Below are 21,362 nucleotides of genomic sequence, written 5' to 3' on the forward strand. Positions count from 1 at the left end.
ACGGCAAACAAGTAATTAATTCCAGGGTACTGGCTTTCCGACTCCCAATTTAATCCTTATCTTTGCAGTAATGAGTAGAAACAGAAGAAATGCCGAACCAATTAGGATTACTGGATTAAGCATTATTGATATTGCTGAAGAAGGTAAAGGGGTTGGTAGGGCTGATGAATTGGTTGTTTTTGTAGACAAGGCTGTTCCTGGCGATGTGGTTGATATTCGTGTGGTGAAGAAAAAGAAGAACTTTGCAGAAGCGATTATTGAAAACCTTCAGTCGAAATCCGAATTTCGGAAAGATCCATTCTGCAGTCACTTTGGTACCTGTGGAGGATGTAAATGGCAGCATATGGATTATGATGCTCAGTTAAAATTTAAACAAAAAAATGTAGAGGCCGCGCTTCAGCGGTTAGCTAAAATTGATACCAGTAAGATGGAACCAATTTTAGGTTCTACAGCCAATCAATATTATCGCAATAAATTAGAATATACTTTTTCTAATAAGAGATGGCTTGATGCCGCCGACATGAGTTCTGAAGAAGAAGGACGGGAGATGAATGCCTTGGGTTTCCATGTTCCTTTACGTTTCGATAAAATCCTTAGTATTGAACACTGTTACCTGCAGGCAGAACCTAGTAATAGACTGAGATTAGCCGTGCGTGATTATGCGTTGCAGCACCAATTGAGTTTCTACGACTTGCGCAACCATGAGGGCGCTTTACGGAATTTAATTATTAGAACATCTTCAACGGGTGAGATAATGGTGGTGGTTGTTTTCGCCTACGCTGAGCAAGAACAAATTGAGGGGTTAATGGAACATCTCAAAAGCTCATTTCCAGAAATAACCTCCTTACTTTACATTTTAAATCAAAAGAAAAACGATACCATATTCGATCAAGAGGTAATGGTCTACTCAGGAAGAGATCACATCTTTGAACAAATGCCGGTTGAAGGGGCAAAAGATGGAGTAGTTAAATTTAAGATTGGGCCTAAATCTTTTTACCAGACAAATTCTCATCAAGCTTACGAACTTTACAAGATTACAAAAGAATTTGCTGGCTTAAAGGGAAATGAATTGGTGTATGATTTATATACCGGCGCAGGTACCATTGCCAACTTCATTGCGGGCAGTGTTAAACAAGTGGTTGGGATTGAATACGTGCCAACGGCTATTGAGGATGCAAAGTTCAACGCCAATTTAAACGAGATTAACAACACCCTATTTTATGCGGGTGATATGAAAGATATCTTAACAACTGATTTCATAAACCTGCATGGTAAGCCTGATGTTGTGATTACTGATCCCCCAAGAGCAGGGATGCATACCGATGTAGTGGTACGTTTATTGGAAATGGAAGCCGAGAAGATTGTGTATGTGAGTTGTAATGCTGCTACCCAAGCGAGAGATCTTGCTTTGCTCAAAGAGAAATATGAGGTAGTTAGAATTAAACCCGTTGATATGTTTCCTCATACCCAACATGTAGAGAATGTTGTTTTGTTGCAATTGAGAGCTCCTAACAATCCTAAAATAAAATTATGAACGCTGAAGAATTATTAGGTAACCTCCATGAAGGTGGAGATAACAAGCCCCGAGAGAAGAAAAGTCCGCTGATAAGTTTAGAGAAAGATCTCTCGTTTTATGCCGAATCAATTAAGGAAGTTGCAGTGGAGATCATGGTAGAAGGGATTTCGTCATATCCAATTTTTATTGCGCATCAACACGAGGTAAATATTGGAGAATTGATTTTAAACCGGGCAGATTTAAATACAGATTGGACAATTCAGGCATCAACTCTTGAGGAGTTTGTTCAAAAAGGAATTATCCATCCTGATAAGAAAGAACATTTCTTAAAGAGCTATAAAAAACCAGAGAACTATATGTGTGTTTTTGTGGTTGTTCCGGAAGGGGCTAATTTTGTGTACTTTCCTTACAAACTTTCCTAGTTTACTTCGTAAGTCAATATTAAAAAAGCCAATATTGCATCCACAGTATTGGCTTTAAACTAAAACTAAACTTGATTATTATTTTATGTGGTTTATGTCGCCACTTTTAGAATTGCTGGTTTTCTTTAAAGAAGCGTTCCCTTTATAGTTTACATCACTTCCACCACTTGCTCCAGCTTCTAATATCTTATTTACAAAAAGGTTTGCATCACTTCCGCCACTAACGGTAGCCTTTGCATAATTAACTGGGAAGCCAAATGCAGCTACATCAGATCCACCACTAGCGGTTACTTTTAGATTTTCAGCACCTCCTTTAAGCTCCGCGTCACTACCTCCACTGATGGTTAAACTTAAATCTTTACAGATCAAAGCAAGCTTTAAATCAGAACCGCCACTTGCAGTTAAATTTAACAGATCGGTTTTTAAAGTGTTTTGGGTATAAACATCAGATCCGCCAGATGCGGCTAGCCTCTTTAAGTTCTTGTAATTTACATAAACCTTAATACTTTGGTTTTTAAATACGCTACTCCAATTCATCCTGCTTTTGTATTTAATGATAACTTCGCTTCCGTTTTGTTCTACAACAACGTTTTGAATGACATCATTTCTTCCTTTAATTGTCAGGTTTTCAGTAGAACCTTGCGTTAAATAGAGGTCGATACCGCTACTTACACTGATGCCATTAAAATTTTTAATTGCCACAGTCTTGCTATCCTGTGCATAAGCAACTGCATAAGTAGTGCTTGCTATTACGATCAATGCTAAGCCTGTGCGGAATATTTTCTTGAAGTTCATAACTATTTCTTTAAGGTTTAATCATTAGACGCATGTAAGGGTTTAAAAGTTGCACCTTTGAAAATATTTTTTTTAATGTTTGTTTTTGAGGGCTAAAATCGTTCTTTTGTATAGGAAAAATAAATATCAATGGCCGAATCACAAGTACTTATTCTCGACAAAAATCAGATTACCCAAAAAATCAAGCGTATTGCTTATCAGATTTTGGAAGATAATTTGGAAGAACAAGAAATAGTGTTGGCTGGTATTTGGGACCGGGGTTATAAACTGGCTCTGCGGTTAAAATCGGAGCTCGAAGATATTTCCGATTTTAAAGTTACTTTACTCCGTGTTGATCTCGAGAAATTAAATAGCAAGCTAGTAGCCAAAACAGATATGGAAGAAGCCAAATGGAGTGGCAAGGTAATTATTCTGGTAGACGATGTGCTCAATAGTGGTAAAACCTTGGCGTATGGTTTAGGAGTTTTCTTAAACACCCCTCATAAAAAAATCCGTACTGTAGTGTTGGTAGACAGGAGCCATAAAATATTTCCAATTGCTACCGATTTTGTGGGCCTCGAGCTGGCGACTATTTTAAAAGAACGCGTTGACGTTGTTTTAGATGTAGCTGGCGAAGAGGATAGAGTGTATTTGAGTTAACATGTATTATCCACGTAAGAACGGTCTTATTTCAAAATGTTATTCGTGGTATTTCGACTTTATTTTTAAGATCAATTTTTCAAAGTTTACCTATAATAAATTAACGGTTCAGGATGATAAAGCCATCTTGGTATTGGCTAACCGCTTTAGCTGGTGGGATGGATTTATGCTTTTTCAATTAAACAAAAAGGTATTCAAAAAGCAGTTTCATGTGTTGGTCACTAGCTCAGATTATCAAACTATTAATTATTTAAAATATTTTGGAGCCTTTGCTCCTAAAAATAAGGGTAAAGATGTAATTGAGACATTGCAGTATGCAGGTGCTTTATTAGATGATCCAAGGAATTTGGTTTTAATTTTTCCACAGGGAAAGATGCGTTCAAGTCACTCGCAGAATATCGTGTTTGAAAAAGGGGTAATTCAGGTTATCAATGCTTCTAAAAAGAAGTTTCAGCTAGTTTTTTCTGTTGTTTTGACGGATTACTTTAATAAACAAAAGCCTGAAGCCGAGGCATATTTGCATAAATGGCAAGCAGAAGAATATATCAGCTTACAACTGCTTAAAAGTGAATATAATAAGCATTATGTCAACGCGATATCAAAACAATCACAAAAAGCACCATAACCCTTAATTTGTGAACTCTTTTTGTATTTTTGTAAGCTATTATAGGCAATAAAATGGGATACAATTTAAATGTAACAATAGACAAATCATCAGGCTTTTGCTTTGGTGTAGTTTATGCCATTGATATGGCCGAAGATATTTTAGATCACGATGAGTATTTGTACTGTCTTGGTGATATTGTGCATAATGATGAAGAAGTTCTTCGTTTGAAATCAAAAGGACTACGCATTATAGATCATGAGGATTTGAGGAATCTGCAAAATGAAAAAGTGCTGATCAGGGCCCATGGTGAAGCTCCATCTACTTATGAGCTCGCATTGAAAAACAATTTAACGCTAATCGATGCATCTTGCCCAGTTGTCCTAAAACTACAGAATCGAATAAAAAACTCCCATGATGACGATGAGCAAATTCTAATATTTGGTAAACATGGTCACGCCGAGGTTATTGGTTTACAAGGGCAAACGAATGGAAATGCTATCGTTTTTCAAGATATTGCTGAACTGGACACTTTAGAGCTTCCCAATAAATTTACACTCTATAGCCAGACAACAAAAAGTACAGATAAATTTTATCAGATTAAAGACGAGTTGCTAAATAGAGGGTATGATGTGAAAGCAAATGATACGATTTGTAGGCAAGTTTCAAATCGTTATGAAGAATTAGAAAGATTTGTAGCTGATTTTGATAAAATCGTGTTTGTTTCGGGTAAGAAATCGTCCAATGGAAAAGTGTTATTTGATGTTTGTAAAAAGTATAACCCAAACACTCATTTCATTTCTAATACGGATGAGCTAACGAAAAGTTGGTTTAATGCAAATGATAAAGTTGGGATATGTGGCGCAACATCAACACCAATGTGGTTAATGGAAAAAGTAAAAGCTACGCTTGAAGATTATTAATATGAGAAAGAAAGGTGTTTTATTGGTCAACTTGGGTACGCCGGATAGTGCAGAGGTAAAAGATGTTAAGAAGTATCTTGATCAATTTTTGATGGATGAGCGAGTAATCGATATTCCGAAATTTAATAGAACCTTATTGGTTAAAGGGATTATTGTTCCATTTCGAAGTCCAAAAACTTCTAAATTGTACAAGGAAATATGGGATGAGAATGGCTCTCCACTTTTGCATTATAGTAAAATTCAAGCAAAACTATTGCAAGAAAAATTAGGCGACGAGTATCAGGTAGAGTTAGCCATGCGCTATCAAAACCCTGCAATTGAAAGTGCATTGAACAAACTGAAAGCAGGTCTTGTTGAAAGCATCAGAGTTATTCCAATGTTTCCACAATATGCTTCTGCGAGTACCGGCTCAGTGATGCAATTGGTAATGGAGTTGGTTTCCAAATGGCAAACTATTCCTCCTATTTCTCTTGTCAATTCTTTCCATGATAACAGACTAATGATCGAAGTTTTTGCGGAAAATGCCAGAAAACATCAGCCAGAAACATATGACCATGTATTGTTTAGTTTCCACGGGCTACCTGAAAGACAATTACTGAAATGCGATCATACTGGTGATTATTGTTTAAAGAAAGATGAGTGTTGTGAAACGTTAAATAACACCAATAAGTTTTGCTATTCTGCCCAGGGGCATGATACGGCAAGGCTTTTAGCCAATGAATTGGGTATTCCAAAAGAAAAATATACCGTTTGTTTTCAATCTCGCCTAGGGAAGGAACCTTGGGTACAGCCATATACCACTGACGTTTTAAAAAAGCTGGCTGCTGAAGGCAAAAAACGTTTATTAGTGTTTAGCCCTGCTTTTGTAGCCGATTGCCTCGAAACCCTTTATGAAATTACCGTTGAGTATCATGAAGAATTTAGAGAATTGGGAGGTGAGCATGTGCAATTGGTTGAGAGCTTAAATGATCATCCGAAATTTATTGAAGCTCTTGCTGAACTTGCGCTAAACTAGCTAATTTTGGCTATAATCATTTCTGTTGCACCTTTTTTGCTGGTCACATAGTTTTTTGCATTAGCGGAGGCCTTTTCATTGGTCTTGAAGTGTTCAAAAGCTGATAGAAGTTTAGATTCGTTAGTTATGCTTATTGCTGCATTTTCCGCTATAAGATCTTTTGCTTCTTGAAATTTAGCGTACTTAGGCCCAAATATTACAGGTATGCCAAATGCTGCCGCTTCTAACGTATTATGGATTCCCGCTCCAAAACCGCCACCAATATAAGCAACCTTTCCGTATTGATAAAGTGATGAAAGCATGCCGATATTATCGATTAACAGGATTTGGTCCTTGTGCTTTGTACCTCGATCTCTAATTCTTGAAAACTTCACAGCCTCCGGAAATATTTTCTCAATATCCTGAATGTGCTGTTCATTTACCTCATGGGGTGCAATAATCAATTTCCAATCTGGATATCTTTCGGGAAAAGCGGAGAGTATTTTTTCATCTGCAGGCCAGGTGCTCCCAGCAATAAATACAGGAAATTCTCCGCAAAATTCTTCAATCTCTGCCAGTTTTTTCGGTTTGGCAGCATGCTCGTAAACCCGGTCAAAACGCGTATCACCACTAACACTTACTTCATTAATACCAATACTCTTTAAAAGACTTGCACTTTCTTGGTTCTGAACAAAAAAATGGCTCACACACTTTAAAATAATTCTATTAAACCCGCCATACCATTTAAAAAATGCCTGGCCAGGTCTAAAAATCCCGGATATTAAGTACAAAGGAATTTGCTTTTGACGAAGTGCAGTGAAATAATGGAACCAGAACTCATACTTAGTGAAAATGGCCATACTGGGATTTACCAATGTCAGGAATTTCTGAGCCTTTGCAGCGGTATCCATGGGCAAGTAAAAGATGGCATCTGCCTCTATATAGTTTTTTCTTATTTCATAGCCAGAAGGAGAGAAAAAGGTAATGATAATCTTTTGTGCAGGATTTATAGATTTGATTTTTTCTAAAACAGGTCTTCCTTGTTCAAATTCTCCCAGCGAAGCAAAATGAAACCAAATTGGTCGATCGGCAGGATCTACTTGAGCAGAGATTTTCTCAAACACCTTCTTTCTTCCCTCAGTAAATAATTTTGCTTTCTGATTAAAGTGAGAGGCTAATTCAGTGATAACAGTAAATAAAGCAATTCCAATATTATAAATCCAAATCATTTTGAATGTTAATTTCTTATCTTCGTTCGAAGATAAATGATTAAAATTAAAACTTGCTGAAAATATATGAAGATAGCGGTAATTGGAACTGGATATGTTGGCCTAGTAACCGGAACATGCCTAGCAGAAACAGGTAATGATGTAATCTGTGTAGATATTAACGCAGTTAAGGTTGAGAAAATGATTAATGGAGAAGTTCCGATTTACGAACCCGGTCTAGATGTTTTATTTCATCGAAATATTGCTCAGGGTCGTTTATCGTTTACAACCGATCTGGCTGATGCTGTTAGCGAGAGCCAGATTATATTTATGGCTTTGCCAACTCCGCCAGGAGGTGATGGCGCAGCCGATTTATCTTATATTTTAGGCGCTGCAAAGGATATTGCCAAGTTAGTTACTTCTTATAAAGTAATTGTAAATAAATCTACAGTACCAGTAGGTACGGCCGATAAAGTCCAAGCTGTTTTTACAGCAAATACTAAGGTAGCTATAGATGTAGTGTCCAATCCGGAGTTTTTACGGGAGGGGGTGGCTGTTGATGATTTTATGAAGCCAGATCGAGTGGTTATTGGAACGAGAAGTGAAAAAGCACAAAAATTAATGGCGGAATTATATGCACCATATGTCCGTCAAGGTAACCCTATTTTTTTTATGGATGAGCGTTCTTCGGAGTTAACGAAATATGCTGCTAACTCATTTCTTGCGACCAAGATCACCTTTATGAACGAAATCGCAAATCTCTGCGAAATTGTAGGTGCGGATGTTGATGCCGTAAGAAAGGGCATTGGCTCGGATGATAGAATAGGCAAACGTTTTCTTTTTCCAGGAATTGGTTACGGAGGAAGTTGCTTCCCGAAAGATGTGCAAGCATTAGCCATCGCAGCCGATAGCCACGATTATGATTTCCAGATTTTGAGGGCTGTGATGGAGGTAAATGAACGTCAGAAATTAGTGTTGGTTGAGAAAATCTTAAAATACTACAAGAATAATATCAAAGGCAAGCATTTTGCACTTTGGGGCTTAGCTTTTAAGCCAGAAACGGATGATATTCGTGAAGCACCAGCCTTATATATTGTGGATGAATTAATTAAACAAGGCGCTACCATAAGCGCATTCGATCCAGAGGCAATGAATAATGTTAAAGCTATTATTGGGGACAAAATTTCGTTTGCAACAAATCAATACGATGCTTTAGAAAATGCAGACGCTTTATTAATTGCTACCGAATGGTCTGTGTTCCGTAATCCAGATTTTGAAAGAATGGATCAGGTGTTGAATAATAAAGTAATTTTTGATGGACGAAATCTATTTGATCTTGAGAAGATGATAGATCTTGGATATTATTATAATAGTATAGGAAGAAAATTAATTTCCGAACAATGAAAGCTAAAAGAGTACTCATAACGGGAGCCGCGGGCTTTTTAGGCTCACATTTATGTGATAGATTTATCAAAGAGGGGTTTCATGTAATTGCAATGGACAATTTAATTACAGGAGATCTTAAAAATATTGCTCATTTATTTAAGCTAGAGAATTTTGAGTTTTATCACCACGACGTTTCTAAATTTGTATATGTACCCGGAGAGCTAGATTATATTCTTCATTTTGCTTCTCCCGCTAGTCCAATCGATTACTTAAAAATTCCTATACAAACTTTAAAAGTGGGCTCTTTAGGTACCCATAATTTATTAGGTTTGGCAAGAAACAAAAACGCACGGATGCTAATTGCTTCAACTTCTGAAGTGTACGGAGATCCCAATGTTAATCCGCAACCCGAAGAATATTGGGGAAATGTAAATCCTGTAGGCCCTCGGGGGGTATATGATGAGGCAAAACGATTTCAAGAAGCAATAACCATGGCCTATCATACGTTTCATGGGTTAGAAACTAGGATCGTTAGGATATTTAACACCTACGGACCAAGGATGAGGCTTAATGATGGACGCGTGCTACCAGCTTTTATCGGCCAGGCCTTAAGAGGAGAAGATCTTACGGTTTTCGGTGATGGCAGTCAGACCCGCTCATTTTGTTATGTAGACGATTTAGTGGAAGGTATTTATAGGTTGCTATTTAGCGATTATGCACAACCCGTTAATATTGGCAATCCTGATGAAATTACCATTAAACAATTCGGTGAAGAAATTATCAAGCTTACTGGTACAAAACAGAAATTAGTTTTAAGAGATTTGCCTGTTGATGATCCGAAGCAACGTCGACCCGACATTACCAAAGCAAAAGCACTCCTTAATTGGGAGCCTAAAGTAAGTAGGGCAGAGGGATTAAAGATTACGTATGATTATTTTAGATCACTGCCAAAAGAGGCATTGGAAAATACAGAACATAAAGATTTTAAAATATATAATAAATAATGAAGATACTAGTAACAGGTGGTACGGGATACATTGGATCCCATACAGTAGTCGAACTTTTTAATGCAGGATATGAGGTTGTCATTGTAGATGACCTGTCGAATTCTGATATCAAAATTCTAGAACAAATTGAGAAGATTACTGGGAAAAAACCTGATTTTGTAAAGTTAGATCTATGTAATGAAAAAGAAGTAAATGATTTTGCGGCACAGCATAAAGATATTTCAGGTATTATTCATTTCGCAGCTTTTAAAGCAGTTGGTGAGTCTGTTCAGGAACCCTTAAAATATTATCGTAATAACTTTTATAGCTTGATAAATCTTTTAACTGCTTATAATAGTAAGGTAAAATTAGTGTTTTCTTCATCTTGTACCGTGTATGGACAGCCTGATGTGCTACCAGTTACAGAGCAAGCGGCAGTTAAAAAGGCCGAATCTCCCTACGGAAACACCAAACAAATCGCCGAAGAGATACTGCAAGAAACATGTGCAGTTAAAGCTGAATTAGAAGTTATCGTTTTAAGATATTTTAACCCTGTCGGGGCCCATCATACCGCCTTAATTGGGGAGCTTCCCAATGGCATTCCTCAGAACTTGGTTCCTTTTATTACACAGTCGGCTATAGGCAAACGCAACTCGATTACGGTTTATGGCGATGATTATAACACACCAGATGGATCGGCAATTAGAGATTATATTCACGTGGTAGATTTGGCAAAGGCCCATGTTGCTGCAATTAAAAGATTAGAAAGTAAATTGGGCGATAATTATGAAGTATTTAATATCGGTACAGGTAAAGGGTCATCGGTATTAGAAATAATAAATGCTTTTGAGCAATCAACAGGTGAAAAGCTAAAATATACAATTGGAAAGAGAAGAGAGGGTGATATCGAACAAACTTTCGGAGATGTTGCCAAAGCAAATAAGATACTGGGTTGGAAAGCCGAATTAGATATCAATGAAATGATGAACTCGGCATGGAAGTGGGAAAAATATCTGAAAGATAACCCTTTTTAATTATTGTAAATGAAGCTAAGTGAGCATAAAAATCTAAAGGCCGAAATTCTCGCGCTTCCTCCAAAGGAAAAGGATAAACTTTTGCTCCGTTTAGTAGCAAAAGATAAGGTGCTTACCGAGAGGCTGCATTTTTTACTGCTCGAAGATGAGATTAATTTAAAGGAAAGGGTTGCTACTTTGAAAGACGAGATAGAACAAGTAGCTCATAACTTAAGAGAATTAAAAGGCGAAAGTTCAAAAGATGTCTTATTGAACATGCGTAAAATACTGAAGTCAATTAATCATTTTTATAAAGTTACCAAAGCAGACTTTGAAGAGATAGAATTGCGGATTTTTTTATTCACCCTCATGCCCACTAGCGGTCGCGTACGTTCTTTCTCCTTAGCTAAAAATTATGATCAACTGCTAGCTATTTTTTTTGTAAAATCAATAATTGCTACGCTCAAGAAATTTCAGAGACTGCATGAGGATTTGCAATTTGATTTACAAGAAAGTGTTAATAAACTATTAAGTAAAATATATAATACCGTTCCAGATATCGCAGTAGATTTAGGACTGCCAAAGCAAATATAATGAAGAAGATTTTAATTACAGGAGGGGCTGGCTTTATTGGCTCACATGTTGTACGGAGATTTTTAATTAATTATCCTCAATATGAGGTTGTTAATTTAGATGCCTTAACTTACGCGGGTAACTTAGCCAATCTAAAAGATGTAGAGAATTTGCCGAATTATAGGTTTTTAAAAGCCGACATTACAGATGCTAAACTGATCAGTCAAATTTTTCAAGCTGAGAACTTTGATGCGGTGATACATTTGGCAGCAGAATCTCATGTAGATAGATCAATTGCCGATCCTAATGCATTCGTAATAACCAATGTTTTAGGTACGGTTAATCTTTTAAATGCAGCCAGAGAGTACTGGAAAGGAAGTTATCATGAAAAACGGTTTTATCACGTAAGTACCGATGAAGTATATGGGGCATTGGGAGATGAAGGGATGTTTACGGAAACTACCGCTTATGACCCGCATAGTCCATACTCGGCGTCGAAAGCAAGTTCTGATCATTTTGTGCGTGCTTATCACGATACATACGGCATGGATTGTGTAATTTCGAATTGTTCAAATAATTATGGCTCTCACCACTTCCCTGAAAAACTTATTCCATTAGCGATAAATAACATCAAAAATAACAAGCCTGTTCCTGTTTATGGGAAAGGGGAAAATGTAAGAGATTGGCTTTGGGTAGAAGATCATGCAAGAGCAATAGATGTAATTTTTCATGGGGCAAAGAGCGGAGAAACTTATAATATAGGTGGACATAACGAATGGAAGAATATCGATTTAATCCGGTTATTGTGCGAGGTAATGGATGAAAAATTAAATCGTGAGAAGGGCGAATCCGCTAAGTTAATTACCTTTGTAACAGATAGGGCAGGTCATGATTTGCGTTATGCGATAGATTCTACTAAATTGCAAAACGAATTGAACTGGGTTCCGAGCTTGCAATTTGAAGAAGGACTTGCGAAAACAGTCGATTGGTATTTGGCAAATGAGGAATGGCTCATGAATGTTACCTCGGGTAACTATCAATCATATTATGAAACACAATACCGGGAGAGATAATTTTGTTCGGATTATTTAAAAAGAAGCGAAAAGAACCTGAGATCGATTTTTCGGTTATCGGCACAGATATGCACTCACATATCATTCCGGGTATTGATGATGGCGCACGTACGATTGAGGACTCAATTGCATTAGCTAGAAGGTTCAAGGCTTTAGGCTATAAAAAATTAATTGCTTCACCTCATGTAATGGCAGATTATTTTAGGAATAGTCCGGATACTATCCGTAGAGGGCTCGATGTGTTGAGAAAAGGATTACTTCAGAACCAAATTGACCTTGAAGTAGAGGCAGCTGCAGAATACTACATGGATGAAACTTTTGAGAAGAAGATAAAAGAAAAAACTGTTTTAACCTTTGGCGATAATTATCTTTTATTTGAGCTTTCTTTCATTAATTATCCAGCAAATATTCATGATATGATTAAACTGATGCAAGACAGTGGTTATAAACCTGTGCTTGCGCACCCTGAAAGATACCCGTATTTTCATGGTTCGGTAGATAATTATATCCGAATTAAAGAGCAGGATTGTAATTTACAAATTAATGCAATTGCGCTTACCGGCTATTATGGCCCTGGGCCAAAGAAACTGGCCGAAGAAATAATAGAAAATAATCTGGTCGACTTTGTAGGGAGTGACATGCATCATCTTCGCCACGCAGACGCATTAAAAGAAAGTTTATATACTCCCGGTTTACAGGAGTTATTAAGCGGGAAGTTGAAAAATACTCTCTTGTAAGCTATTGATCGTCTACTCGTATCTTAAGGCTTCAACAGGATCTAATTTTGAAGCTTTTTTCGCAGGATAATAACCAGAAAGTATTCCAACTCCTACGCATAGTACCAATCCGCCCAGAATAAACATCCAAGGGATGATAAATGATCCACCCATTGAAAGGGAAATCAAATTTCCGATCCCAATTCCCAATAATATTCCAAGTGCGCCTCCAATTAAGCAGATCACTACTGCCTCAATTAAAAATTGCTTACGAATAGTAGCTGGATTGGCACCAATTGCCTTCCTTATGCCAATTTCTCTCGTTCTTTCAGTTACTGATACCAACATAATGTTCATCAAACCTATAGATGCTCCAATTAAAGTAATCGAGCCAATAGCAATACCACCAATGGCAACCCAAGCAAGGTTTTCAAATAAAGTTTGCGCCACAGCATCGCTTTTGGTAATCTCAAAATTATTGGGTTCTTTGATCTTTATCTTTCGGATATTTCTCATTTCTGAAGTGGCCTCTCCAATAATGTTGTCCATTAACTCATTATTTGGAACCATCACGGTAATGGTATAGGACGGATTATTGTTAGAATTGACCAGCTTCGCTTTAAGTAGTGGAATATATACCGCCCGATCGGTATTTGCTCCCATACTAGCCCCTTTGGCAACTAAAACCCCTATCACTTTTAATCGGTTATTACCAGCAGTAATAATCTTATCTAATGGGGATTCATTCTTGAAAATAGTTTTTGCAATTTCAGCACCAATAATACATACATTATTGCCATTCTCTACTTCCAGCGGACTAAAATTCCGTCCTAATGCTAACTCTAATCCTTGAGAAGCTAGCCCGTTTTCATCGAAGCCCTGGATGTTAATATTTGGATTTGTTTTTTCCGTACCATATTTTACTGTTGACCCTCCACTTGCAAATACGCTTACAGCTACGGTAGCGGGAGTATTTAACCGTTTTTTAAATGCAATCGCCTCTTCATACCTGATAGATTTAAAAGGCTTTGGCCGTTTTCCACCTCCACCTACTCTGATTCCCGTTCCGCGGTTGCGGATATTGAATGAATTTGCGCCCATACTAGAAAATGCATCTGTCATACTTTTCTTAACAGCGTCAAGCGTTGTTAAGATACCAACCAAAGCTGATAAACCAATCGCAATGATGAGTGCGGTTAGTAAAGTACGTAATCGGTTACTTTTAATAGATTGCAGTGCAATTCTTACATTTTCGGTGTAGGTCATTTGATAAAGATATATTCTTTAAGGTATAAAAATAGAAAGTCCCGTTGTTAAGACAACGAGACCTTGTAAAATGTTACATAATACTTGAATACTTTGGCAAATCTTCAAAATTTGTCAAAGTATTCAAGTATTAAACAGAAAAACTAGTGCCACATCCGCAAGAGCTTGCTGCATTTGGGTTGCTAAACGTAAATCCGCGAGAATTTAATCCGTCTTGCCAATCAACTTGCATTCCTAACAAATACATTTGGTGGGCTTTATGCATAAAAACTTTTATTCCATCAATGATGAACTCCTGGTCGCCTTCCTTTTTTTGGTCAAACCCTAAAACATAACTCATTCCAGAACAACCACCGCCTTCCACGCCAACACGTAAGCCAAAATCTTCGGCGATCTCTTGCTGATCCTTTAATTTAAAAAGTTCTTTAATGGCACCTTCGGTAAAAGATACAGGTGCAAAAGCAGTTTCTACAGCGTTACTCATGGTTAATTAAATTTTATCTGTTACAAATATAAATAATAATGCACATTTTTGCCTTTCATACCTTATTAATATTACCGTAATTAAACAATACTTATGTACGTTAAACAGATTTTTATAGATCTTATGGTACTGTCGCTAGGAATTTTTATTCCATTAATGGCAATTTACTATGTCGTTAAAGGCGATATTATGCGCTTTTTCAACTTAAAAACAATTGAATTAAATCAAGTCCACAGCGCATCTTTGCTTCCCTTAAGATTGCAGGCGCATGAACGATTAATTATTTTTATTGACCGGATTAATCCAGCCAATCTACTCATCAGGTTACATCACCAAGGGATTGGGATAAAAGAATTACAAAATTTAGTGATAAATGACATTAAGTCTGAATTTCAACATAATGTTGCACAACAGTTATATATCAATGCTACCAGTTGGCAGGTAATCCGTAAGTTAAAAGACGACACCCTTGCGATGGTTAATAATGCGGTATTAGGCTTGCCTGAATCTGCAAATGGAACGGACTTAAGTAAGAAAGTGCTACAACATATGGCGGGCATTCCCGAAAACCCATACGATTTAACAATTGAACATTTAAAGAAAGATATACAAGAGTTATTTTAATCAGTTAACCAATTAACCAAAACCATAAGTAATGAAACATACTACAACTTCCGGGATTGAAATTAGGCCTACTTATATCTTAAGCAAAGTAACAAACGAGCTTCCCGGTGAGTTTCCATTCACCAGGGGTATACAAAAAGACATGTATCGTGGCCGGCTTTGGACAATGAGACAGTATGCTGGTTTTTCTACTGCAGAAGAGTCAAACAAACGTTATCATTATTTATTGGCCCAAGGTACAATGGGACTTTCTGTGGCTTTTGATCTTCCAACGCAGATTGGTTATGATTCAGATCATGATATGTCTGAAGGGGAAGTGGGTAAGGTTGGGGTAGCTATTGATTCCTTAAAGGATATGGAAATCTTATTTGAAGGAATTGAGCTCAAAAAAATTACTACCTCGATGACCATAAACGCTACAGCTTCAATTTTATTGGCGATGTATATTGCGCTTGCTAAAAAGCAGGGTGCGGATTTAAAGGAGATCTCTGGTACTATTCAGAATGATATTTTAAAAGAATATGCCGCAAGGGGCACATATATATATCCACCTAAACCATCTATGCGGCTTATTACGGATATCTTCGAATACTGCAGCAAAGAAGTTCCAAAGTGGAATACGATATCTATTTCTGGATATCATATTCGGGAAGCAGGCTCTACGGCAGTGCAAGAATTGGCATTTACCTTGGCTAATGGTAAGGCTTACTTAAATGCAGCCCTGGAAAAAGGCTTAGCGATTAATGTGTTTGCGAAGCGGTTATCATTCTTTTTTAATTGCCACAATAATTTTTTTGAGGAGATTGCCAAGTTTAGGGCTGCAAGACGAATGTGGGCTAAAATTACCAAATCATTAGGGGCTACAGATGAGAAAGCACAGATGCTCAGGTTTCATACGCAGACAGGCGGAAGTACGCTCACGGCCCAACAGCCCCTGAATAATGTAGTGAGGGTAACAAATCAAGCGATGGCTGCGGTACTTGGCGGCACGCAGTCCTTACACACAAATGGCTACGATGAGGCTCTGTCTCTGCCCACAGAAGCGGCGGCGAAAATTGCACTCCGTACACAACAGATAATCGCATTTGAGAGTGGAGTTACAGATACAGTAGATCCTTTGGCCGGGTCGTATTTTATAGAAAGTTTAACGGATGAAATTGAAGCTGCTGCACAATTATATATCGATAAAATAGATGCCATGGGCGGATCGGTAAATGCGATAGAAAATGGTTACATCCAGCAAGAGATCGCCAATGCGGCTTATCAATATCAAATTGAAGTGGAGTCGGCCGAGAGAGTTATCGTAGGTGTAAATAAATTTACGCAAGAGAAAGAAGGAATTACTGATGTCTTAAATATTGATGAATCCATACGAACTATTCAAATTGATAAATTAATTAAATTGAGGGCGGAAAGAAATAATAAGGCAGTAGCGCAAGCCTTGAAAAACCTCGGTGATGCAGCTAAATCTGACCAAAATTTGATGCCATTTATTCTTGCAGCGGTGGAGGAATATGCTTCGCTCGGCGAGATCGCAGATTGTATGAGAAATGTATTCGGGGAATATTAATTTTATGTTAAAATATAGTTATCCACACAAAAAATTTAGGTTAAGTAGTATATGCTACTGCTTTTGAAGTACTTACAAAATAATTGAAAAATTTGTTCTTTTTGTTGATAATTTTTTGAATATTCGATAACTCAAAAAGGGGTATCCGTAACACCCTTATTAATATTGAAAACCAACAAATTATAGAATAACAATGGAAAAAACTTGTACCGAAGTATGGAAAAACTGTCTTCATATAATTAAGGATAACATTCCGACCCAAAGTTTTAAAACCTGGTTCGAGCCGATATCTGCACTTAAATTAGATGGAAACGTTTTAACCATTCAGGTGCCTAGTTTATTTTTTTACGAATGGCTGGAAGAACACTATGTTGGACTGCTTCGTAAAACAGTAAAAAAACAATTGGGAGATGAAGGGCGATTAGAATATAATATCGTTGTAGACAAATCATCGAACAGCGGCTCACCTTATACAACAAACATGCCCTCTAACGGAAATGGGGCAGAAGCAAAAGTGCAATCTATGCCAATTCCGGTATCGATCAATAAGGATATCAAAAATCCTTTTATCATTCCGGGTTTGAAAAAATTAAATGTAGATCCTCAATTAAATACGAATTATACTTTTGAGAATTATATTGAAGGAGATTGCAACCGTTTAGCGCGTTCAGCGGGTTATGCTGTGGCTGCAAAGCCGGGAGGTACCTCATTTAATCCACTAATGATTTATGGTGGCGTTGGCTTAGGTAAAACGCATTTAGCACAGGCCATAGGTAATGAGATAAAACGCAATATGCCAGATAAACTGGTTATTTATGTTTCTTGTGAGAAGTTCTGTCAACAATTTGTAGACTCATTAAAAAATAATACCATTAATGATTTCGTTAACTTCTACCAGGCAATGGACGTCATCATTATGGATGATGTACATAACTTTGCTGGGAAAGAGAAAACACAGGATATCTTTTTCCATATTTTTAATCATCTGCATCAATCAGGTAAACAGGTGATTTTAACTTCTGATAAAGCTCCGAAGGATTTAGCAGGTTTAGAGGAACGTTTATTAAGTCGCTTTAAATGGGGGCTATCTGCAGATTTACAAATCCCAGATTTAGAAACCCGTATCGCTATTCTTAAGAAGAAAATGTATGCTGATGGAATCGAGCTTCCTGGTGAGGTAATTGAGTATGTAGCTCACAATATTGATAACAATGTGCGCGAATTAGAAGGTGCAATGGTTTCACTACTGGCGCAGTCTACCTTAAATAAAAAGGACATTGATTTAGCTTTGGCTAAGCAAATGTTGAAGAACTTTATTAAAAATACCTCGAAAGAAATTTCAATGGAATATATTCAAAAATTGGTATGTGAATATTTCGAGGTTCCAGTTGATATGGTGAAATCACAAACCCGGAAAAGGGAAATTGTACAGGCACGTCAAATATCCATGTACTTGTCTAAAAGCCATACTAAATCTTCTCTAAAAACGATTGGTGCTTTCTTTGGTGGGCGTGACCACTCAACAGTGATTTATGCTTGTCAAACCGTAGAAGATTTAATAGAAACGGATAAGAAATTTAAAGCGTACGTTAACGATATTCAGAAGAAACTGAAAATGAGTTAGTCATGTAATATGGCCGCTAAACCATAAAATAGACCAGCTACGTGAAGTGCCTGGTCTATTTTGTTTTCGGCTAATAGTTGTTTAACTTCCTCAACGGTATATTCTTCTACATTTAAGATCTCGTGCTCATCTAACTGTTGTTCATGAGTTTTAACACCTCCTGTTAACAAGAAAGTAAAAGTCTTGTTATTTGATGTCGCCGGATTGGGGTACAACGTTGCGACCAATTTGCAAGTGTCAAAACTATATCCAGTTTCTTCTAATAGCTCACGCTTGATTGCCGTTTCCGCAGTTTCATCGCCATCCATTACACCACCTGGAATTTCTAAAGAAATGATATCTGCAGCATAGCGGTATTGTCTGACCAAAATTATTTTCCCTTCCTTCGTTAATGCGACAGCATTGGCCCAATTAGGATATTCTAAAACATAATAGTCATCCTTAACAGCTCCTCCCTGTAATTTACAGGTGTCAACCCTTAAAGTAGCCCATTTCTCTTTCACTAAATATTTTGTGGCAAGTTTTTGCCATTTTAGAATCTCCATATGAAATGTTTTTATTATCAATGTCGTCATTGCGAGGCACAAAGCAATCTGATTTTATAAATACTGCTGAAGCGTTTTTTGCCGATGTAAGTTAACCAGATGTATGATTTTGTATTTATTCGAGAGTTGCTCGTAAATCAAGTTAAGTTTGGGCGCTATAATATGGTTTTTCTCGTCGCTAATTCCTAATTCGTAATATAAGAATTCACTAAGGGAGTCCAGCTTTTCTGCAGGCAGGTCACTTGTCTCCAACCACGCTTCAAATGGTGCTAGATCCGGATTTGTTAAAATATCCGTAGGCAGGCTAAAACTGTGCTCCAACGTTTGTTGAAACAGAAGTGATGCTTCAGCCAATTTCAGTTCAACCTTAAGTCCCATAATTCTAGCTAAGACCTGAGCTAGCTTTTCTATTTCTGCTGTTATAAGATCTCTTTTGTGCATAATCTCTACCAACTACCGCTGCTTCCACCACCACCAAAACTTCCACCTCCGAAACCTCCAAAACCACCACCGCTACTTCCACCACCAAATCCACCACCAAATCCGCTTCCCGAACCACCTCTACCAGAGCCTCCTAATAACAAGCCCATCAATAGCCCTTCTGCAACCCCACGCCCACTTATTACTTCACCTCCACCACCGCCTCCACCGCGCTTGCCTATAATGAAAATAACAATTACGATGATAATGATTGCAATCATTCCCGCTCCACCTGCTTTGGCGCCTTTTTTAGCTTTAGATTTCGGCTGATCATTTTTGTATTCTCCCTTTGTTAAAGAGATAATGGAGTTAATTCCGTTTTCGATACCTTTGAAATAATCCCCTTCCTTGAAATAGGGCTTAATGTCATTCTCAATAATACGTTTAGTATATATGTCTGGTAAAGCACCTTCTAAGCCGTAGCCGGTTTGGATAGATAGTTTGCGATCACCAATTGCTACTAACAATATTACGCCGTTGTTTTTAGCTTTTCCACCAATTCCCCATTTGCGCCCAAGTTCTAAGGCATATTCATTGATATCATAATCACCAACTGTTTTAACAATTACTACCGCAATTTGGTTAGAGGTCGAATCATCAAAAGCAATCAGTTTTCTTTCAAGCTGTGCAATTTGTTCGCCTGAAAGCGTATTCGTTTCGTCGGTTATAAGTCTATTGCTATTTGCTGGGAAATTTTGAGCCATCCCAAAATAAGCGCAAAGCAAAAAAACTACCGAGAGAATTAGTCTTTTCATAATTAATGGTTTTCCTCTTGATTCATATAAATGATATCATTTGGTAATTCATTTACGTCTCCGTTTTGATAAGGGAAAAATAAAGCTAGTTTTTCTCCTGCTAATGAAACACCTGCAACAATACCCTCTGCTAAATTTCCGCTCAAAAAATGAGCCTTCATAGCCACTTGCGTTGTTTCCCAAAAATCTTCAGGAACAACATGGTCAATTCCCCGATCACCTATAATGGCGAATTTGTGGTCTTCATAAGCCAGGTATATCAGTACGCCATTATGTTGTGCCGTTTTATCCATCCCTAACTCCGTAAAATATTGGGTAGCTCGCTCAAAGGCGCTCCCGTGGCATTGCTTTTCGATTGCAATCCTGATTTCTCCTGATGTTGCCTTCTCAGCATCTGCAATAGCATTCGCAATTAATTCTTGTTCTTCTTTTGTGAATATTGACATATGTAGTCGATTTAATAAAGTAAAGGGTAATAACTATTCATTCCAAACAGTTATTACCCAATAATGTTAAGTGTAAGTTTTATTAAAACTCTACCTTTGGTGCATTCTGCGAACCAGCCTCCGCCTTAAATGCTGCCTTTGGCGCAAAACCGAACATACCTGCAGTTAAATTATTCGGAAATGATCTAACCTTGGTATTATAAACTTGCACAGATTCGTTAAAATCTTTACGTGCTACGGTGATACGGTTTTCTGTACCTTCTAGTTGGGCAGAAAGATCACTGAATTGTTGCGTCGCCTTTAATTGTGGGTAATTTTCAGTTAGAACCATTAATTTTCCTAACGCTTGGGTAATTTGTCCCTGAGCAGCTTGATATTTTTCTATATTCTCTGCATTTAGTTTGTCAGGATCAATGGTTATTTTACTTGCGCTCGCTCTAGCCTCAATTACGGCAGTTAGTGTTTCTTGCTCGAATTTTGCTGCACCTTTCACGGTACTCACTAAATTAGGAATTAAGTCTGCTCTCCTTTGATACTGTGTTTCCACATTACTCCATTTTGTCTGAACATCAACATCCATTTTAACTAAGCTGTTATATCCATTGCATCCTCCAATAACCAGAATTAATACAAGAACAGCTATTACGCCAATTACGATTTTTTTCATATTCTTCTTTTTTGATTTACTTAGTTTCTTAATTTACAAATTAGATAACAATA

The 21,362-nt window shown here is 37.4% G+C and carries 24 protein-coding genes; 15 read left to right on the top strand and 9 right to left on the bottom strand.

From position 1 onward, the window contains the following. Window positions 1-70 precede the first annotated feature (70 nt). Window positions 71-1,534: a 23S rRNA (uracil(1939)-C(5))-methyltransferase RlmD gene (gene rlmD / locus BM207_RS02675; RefSeq protein ID WP_090992001.1), complete on the top strand. Its 1,464-nt coding sequence runs from the start codon at window positions 71-73 to the stop codon at window positions 1,532-1,534. Continuing rightward, window positions 1,531-1,938 (top strand): hypothetical protein, encoded by a 408-nt coding sequence (locus BM207_RS02680; RefSeq protein WP_090992002.1) that lies wholly within the window; start codon window positions 1,531-1,533, stop codon window positions 1,936-1,938. Before rlmD ends, BM207_RS02680 begins: the two co-directional genes overlap by 4 nt. Before the next feature lie 78 nt (window positions 1,939-2,016). Here BM207_RS02680 and BM207_RS02685 read toward each other — a convergent pair whose 3' ends face one another. Next, window positions 2,017-2,733: a head GIN domain-containing protein gene (locus tag BM207_RS02685; protein WP_090992003.1), complete on the bottom strand. Its 717-nt coding sequence runs from the start codon at window positions 2,731-2,733 to the stop codon at window positions 2,017-2,019. A gap of 129 nt (window positions 2,734-2,862) precedes the next feature. Between BM207_RS02685 and BM207_RS02690 the strand changes: the two genes are divergently transcribed. Genes BM207_RS02690 through hemH form a run of 4 tightly spaced genes read left to right on the top strand, consistent with a single transcriptional unit; the run spans window position 2,863 to window position 5,914 of the window. Beyond that, the gene (locus BM207_RS02690) at window positions 2,863-3,372 is read left to right on the top strand and encodes a phosphoribosyltransferase family protein (RefSeq protein ID WP_090992004.1); all 510 of its coding nucleotides are present in this window, start codon (window positions 2,863-2,865) and stop codon (window positions 3,370-3,372) included. 1 nt (window position 3,373) lies between these two features. Further along, a complete protein-coding gene (locus BM207_RS02695; RefSeq protein ID WP_090992005.1) occupies window positions 3,374-3,997 on the top strand; it encodes a lysophospholipid acyltransferase family protein in 624 nt (207 codons plus the stop codon). A gap of 53 nt (window positions 3,998-4,050) precedes the next feature. Then, window positions 4,051-4,899 carry a 4-hydroxy-3-methylbut-2-enyl diphosphate reductase gene (locus BM207_RS02700; RefSeq protein ID WP_090992006.1) on the top strand — a complete coding sequence of 283 codons (849 nt, stop codon included), beginning with the start codon at window positions 4,051-4,053 and terminating at the stop codon, window positions 4,897-4,899. A gap of 1 nt (window position 4,900) precedes the next feature. After that, window positions 4,901-5,914: a ferrochelatase gene (hemH, locus tag BM207_RS02705; protein ID WP_090992007.1), complete on the top strand. Its 1,014-nt coding sequence runs from the start codon at window positions 4,901-4,903 to the stop codon at window positions 5,912-5,914. Here the strand turns inward: hemH and BM207_RS02710 are convergent. Beyond that, window positions 5,911-7,122: a 3-deoxy-D-manno-octulosonic acid transferase gene (locus tag BM207_RS02710; protein ID WP_090992008.1), complete on the bottom strand. Its 1,212-nt coding sequence runs from the start codon at window positions 7,120-7,122 to the stop codon at window positions 5,911-5,913. The two genes, hemH and BM207_RS02710, sit on opposite strands and share 4 nt — an antisense overlap. A gap of 66 nt (window positions 7,123-7,188) precedes the next feature. On the opposite strand from BM207_RS02710, the gene BM207_RS02715 reads away from it, so the two are divergent. Genes BM207_RS02715 through BM207_RS02740 form a run of 6 tightly spaced genes read left to right on the top strand, consistent with a single transcriptional unit; the run spans window position 7,189 to window position 12,869 of the window. Next, window positions 7,189-8,505, top strand: coding sequence for a UDP-glucose dehydrogenase family protein (locus BM207_RS02715; protein WP_090992009.1), 1,317 nt, complete (start codon window positions 7,189-7,191; stop codon window positions 8,503-8,505). Beyond that, window positions 8,502-9,491, top strand: a complete 990-nt coding sequence (locus BM207_RS02720; RefSeq protein WP_090992010.1) for a UDP-glucuronic acid decarboxylase family protein — start codon at window positions 8,502-8,504, stop codon at window positions 9,489-9,491. The genes BM207_RS02715 and BM207_RS02720 overlap by 4 nt, the downstream gene beginning before the upstream one ends. Beyond that, entirely contained in the window at window positions 9,488-10,507 is a 1,020-nt protein-coding gene (gene galE / locus BM207_RS02725; RefSeq protein ID WP_090992011.1) for a UDP-glucose 4-epimerase GalE, read from the top strand. Before BM207_RS02720 ends, galE begins: the two co-directional genes overlap by 4 nt. A 9-nt stretch (window positions 10,508-10,516) precedes the next feature. Continuing rightward, window positions 10,517-11,080, top strand: coding sequence for a hypothetical protein (locus tag BM207_RS02730; RefSeq protein WP_090992012.1), 564 nt, complete (start codon window positions 10,517-10,519; stop codon window positions 11,078-11,080). Next, window positions 11,080-12,132, top strand: a complete 1,053-nt coding sequence (gene rfbB / locus BM207_RS02735) for a dTDP-glucose 4,6-dehydratase (RefSeq protein WP_090992013.1) — start codon at window positions 11,080-11,082, stop codon at window positions 12,130-12,132. Before BM207_RS02730 ends, rfbB begins: the two co-directional genes overlap by 1 nt. A 2-nt stretch (window positions 12,133-12,134) precedes the next feature. Then, window positions 12,135-12,869 carry a tyrosine-protein phosphatase gene (locus tag BM207_RS02740; protein ID WP_090992014.1) on the top strand — a complete coding sequence of 245 codons (735 nt, stop codon included), beginning with the start codon at window positions 12,135-12,137 and terminating at the stop codon, window positions 12,867-12,869. Window positions 12,870-12,881: 12 nt separating this feature from the next. Here BM207_RS02740 and BM207_RS02745 read toward each other — a convergent pair whose 3' ends face one another. Further along, the gene (locus BM207_RS02745) at window positions 12,882-14,114 is read right to left on the bottom strand and encodes an ABC transporter permease (protein ID WP_090992015.1); all 1,233 of its coding nucleotides are present in this window, start codon (window positions 14,112-14,114) and stop codon (window positions 12,882-12,884) included. Window positions 14,115-14,244: 130 nt separating this feature from the next. Beyond that, complete coding sequence (locus BM207_RS02750; protein WP_090992016.1) at window positions 14,245-14,598, bottom strand: HesB/IscA family protein; 354 nt, start codon at window positions 14,596-14,598, stop codon at window positions 14,245-14,247. A 93-nt stretch (window positions 14,599-14,691) separates the two neighbouring features. On the opposite strand from BM207_RS02750, the gene BM207_RS02755 reads away from it, so the two are divergent. The 3 genes from BM207_RS02755 to dnaA all read left to right on the top strand — a co-directional run bounded on the left by BM207_RS02755 (window position 14,692) and on the right by dnaA (window position 18,416). Next, a complete protein-coding gene (locus tag BM207_RS02755) occupies window positions 14,692-15,222 on the top strand; it encodes a DUF7935 family protein (RefSeq protein WP_090992017.1) in 531 nt (176 codons plus the stop codon). 31 nt (window positions 15,223-15,253) lie between these two features. Continuing rightward, window positions 15,254-16,792, top strand: coding sequence for an acyl-CoA mutase large subunit family protein (locus BM207_RS02760; protein WP_090992018.1), 1,539 nt, complete (start codon window positions 15,254-15,256; stop codon window positions 16,790-16,792). A gap of 193 nt (window positions 16,793-16,985) precedes the next feature. Further along, window positions 16,986-18,416 carry a chromosomal replication initiator protein DnaA gene (dnaA, locus tag BM207_RS02765; protein WP_090992019.1) on the top strand — a complete coding sequence of 477 codons (1,431 nt, stop codon included), beginning with the start codon at window positions 16,986-16,988 and terminating at the stop codon, window positions 18,414-18,416. Here dnaA and BM207_RS02770 read toward each other — a convergent pair. The 5 genes from BM207_RS02770 to BM207_RS02790 all read right to left on the bottom strand — a co-directional run bounded on the left by BM207_RS02770 (window position 18,413) and on the right by BM207_RS02790 (window position 21,309). Then, window positions 18,413-18,961 (bottom strand): NUDIX hydrolase, encoded by a 549-nt coding sequence (locus tag BM207_RS02770; protein WP_090992073.1) that lies wholly within the window; start codon window positions 18,959-18,961, stop codon window positions 18,413-18,415. The genes dnaA and BM207_RS02770 overlap by 4 nt on opposite strands. Before the next feature lie 54 nt (window positions 18,962-19,015). After that, window positions 19,016-19,402, bottom strand: a complete 387-nt coding sequence (locus tag BM207_RS02775; protein WP_090992020.1) for a hypothetical protein — start codon at window positions 19,400-19,402, stop codon at window positions 19,016-19,018. A 5-nt stretch (window positions 19,403-19,407) separates the two neighbouring features. Further along, window positions 19,408-20,196, bottom strand: a complete 789-nt coding sequence (locus tag BM207_RS02780) for a TPM domain-containing protein (RefSeq protein ID WP_090992021.1) — start codon at window positions 20,194-20,196, stop codon at window positions 19,408-19,410. A gap of 2 nt (window positions 20,197-20,198) precedes the next feature. Continuing rightward, the gene (locus BM207_RS02785; RefSeq protein ID WP_090992022.1) at window positions 20,199-20,642 is read right to left on the bottom strand and encodes a TPM domain-containing protein; all 444 of its coding nucleotides are present in this window, start codon (window positions 20,640-20,642) and stop codon (window positions 20,199-20,201) included. Window positions 20,643-20,724: 82 nt separating this feature from the next. Then, on the bottom strand, window positions 20,725-21,309 hold the full coding sequence (locus BM207_RS02790) for a LemA family protein (RefSeq protein WP_090992023.1): 585 nt from the start codon (window positions 21,307-21,309) through the stop codon (window positions 20,725-20,727). Between the last annotated feature and the right edge of the window lie 53 nt (window positions 21,310-21,362).

The organism is Pedobacter insulae (assembly GCF_900113525.1).
In the GTDB taxonomy this organism is placed as follows: domain Bacteria; phylum Bacteroidota; class Bacteroidia; order Sphingobacteriales; family Sphingobacteriaceae; genus Pedobacter; species Pedobacter insulae.

Excerpts from the sequence above, each read along its gene's own strand:
- BM207_RS02720 (WP_090992010.1), top strand. The coding sequence starts at position 8,502 with ATGAAAGCTAAAAGAGTACTCATAACGGGAGCCGCGGGCTTTTTAGGC.
- dnaA (WP_090992019.1), top strand. The coding sequence starts at position 16,986 with ATGGAAAAAACTTGTACCGAAGTATGGAAAAACTGTCTTCATATAATT.
- BM207_RS02780 (WP_090992021.1), bottom strand. The coding sequence starts at position 20,196 with ATGAAAAGACTAATTCTCTCGGTAGTTTTTTTGCTTTGCGCTTATTTT.
- BM207_RS02730 (WP_090992012.1), top strand. The coding sequence starts at position 10,517 with ATGAAGCTAAGTGAGCATAAAAATCTAAAGGCCGAAATTCTCGCGCTT.
- hemH (WP_090992007.1), top strand. The coding sequence starts at position 4,901 with ATGAGAAAGAAAGGTGTTTTATTGGTCAACTTGGGTACGCCGGATAGT.
- BM207_RS02685 (WP_090992003.1), bottom strand. The coding sequence starts at position 2,733 with ATGAACTTCAAGAAAATATTCCGCACAGGCTTAGCATTGATCGTAATA.
- rlmD (WP_090992001.1), top strand. The coding sequence starts at position 71 with ATGAGTAGAAACAGAAGAAATGCCGAACCAATTAGGATTACTGGATTA.
- BM207_RS02680 (WP_090992002.1), top strand. The coding sequence starts at position 1,531 with ATGAACGCTGAAGAATTATTAGGTAACCTCCATGAAGGTGGAGATAAC.
- BM207_RS02775 (WP_090992020.1), bottom strand. The coding sequence starts at position 19,402 with ATGCACAAAAGAGATCTTATAACAGCAGAAATAGAAAAGCTAGCTCAG.
- BM207_RS02750 (WP_090992016.1), bottom strand. The coding sequence starts at position 14,598 with ATGAGTAACGCTGTAGAAACTGCTTTTGCACCTGTATCTTTTACCGAA.
- BM207_RS02785 (WP_090992022.1), bottom strand. The coding sequence starts at position 20,642 with ATGTCAATATTCACAAAAGAAGAACAAGAATTAATTGCGAATGCTATT.
- BM207_RS02715 (WP_090992009.1), top strand. The coding sequence starts at position 7,189 with ATGAAGATAGCGGTAATTGGAACTGGATATGTTGGCCTAGTAACCGGA.
- BM207_RS02755 (WP_090992017.1), top strand. The coding sequence starts at position 14,692 with ATGTACGTTAAACAGATTTTTATAGATCTTATGGTACTGTCGCTAGGA.
- BM207_RS02695 (WP_090992005.1), top strand. The coding sequence starts at position 3,374 with ATGTATTATCCACGTAAGAACGGTCTTATTTCAAAATGTTATTCGTGG.
- BM207_RS02760 (WP_090992018.1), top strand. The coding sequence starts at position 15,254 with ATGAAACATACTACAACTTCCGGGATTGAAATTAGGCCTACTTATATC.
- BM207_RS02790 (WP_090992023.1), bottom strand. The coding sequence starts at position 21,309 with ATGAAAAAAATCGTAATTGGCGTAATAGCTGTTCTTGTATTAATTCTG.
- BM207_RS02710 (WP_090992008.1), bottom strand. The coding sequence starts at position 7,122 with ATGATTTGGATTTATAATATTGGAATTGCTTTATTTACTGTTATCACT.
- rfbB (WP_090992013.1), top strand. The coding sequence starts at position 11,080 with ATGAAGAAGATTTTAATTACAGGAGGGGCTGGCTTTATTGGCTCACAT.
- BM207_RS02690 (WP_090992004.1), top strand. The coding sequence starts at position 2,863 with ATGGCCGAATCACAAGTACTTATTCTCGACAAAAATCAGATTACCCAA.
- BM207_RS02745 (WP_090992015.1), bottom strand. The coding sequence starts at position 14,114 with ATGACCTACACCGAAAATGTAAGAATTGCACTGCAATCTATTAAAAGT.
- BM207_RS02700 (WP_090992006.1), top strand. The coding sequence starts at position 4,051 with ATGGGATACAATTTAAATGTAACAATAGACAAATCATCAGGCTTTTGC.
- BM207_RS02770 (WP_090992073.1), bottom strand. The coding sequence starts at position 18,961 with ATGGAGATTCTAAAATGGCAAAAACTTGCCACAAAATATTTAGTGAAA.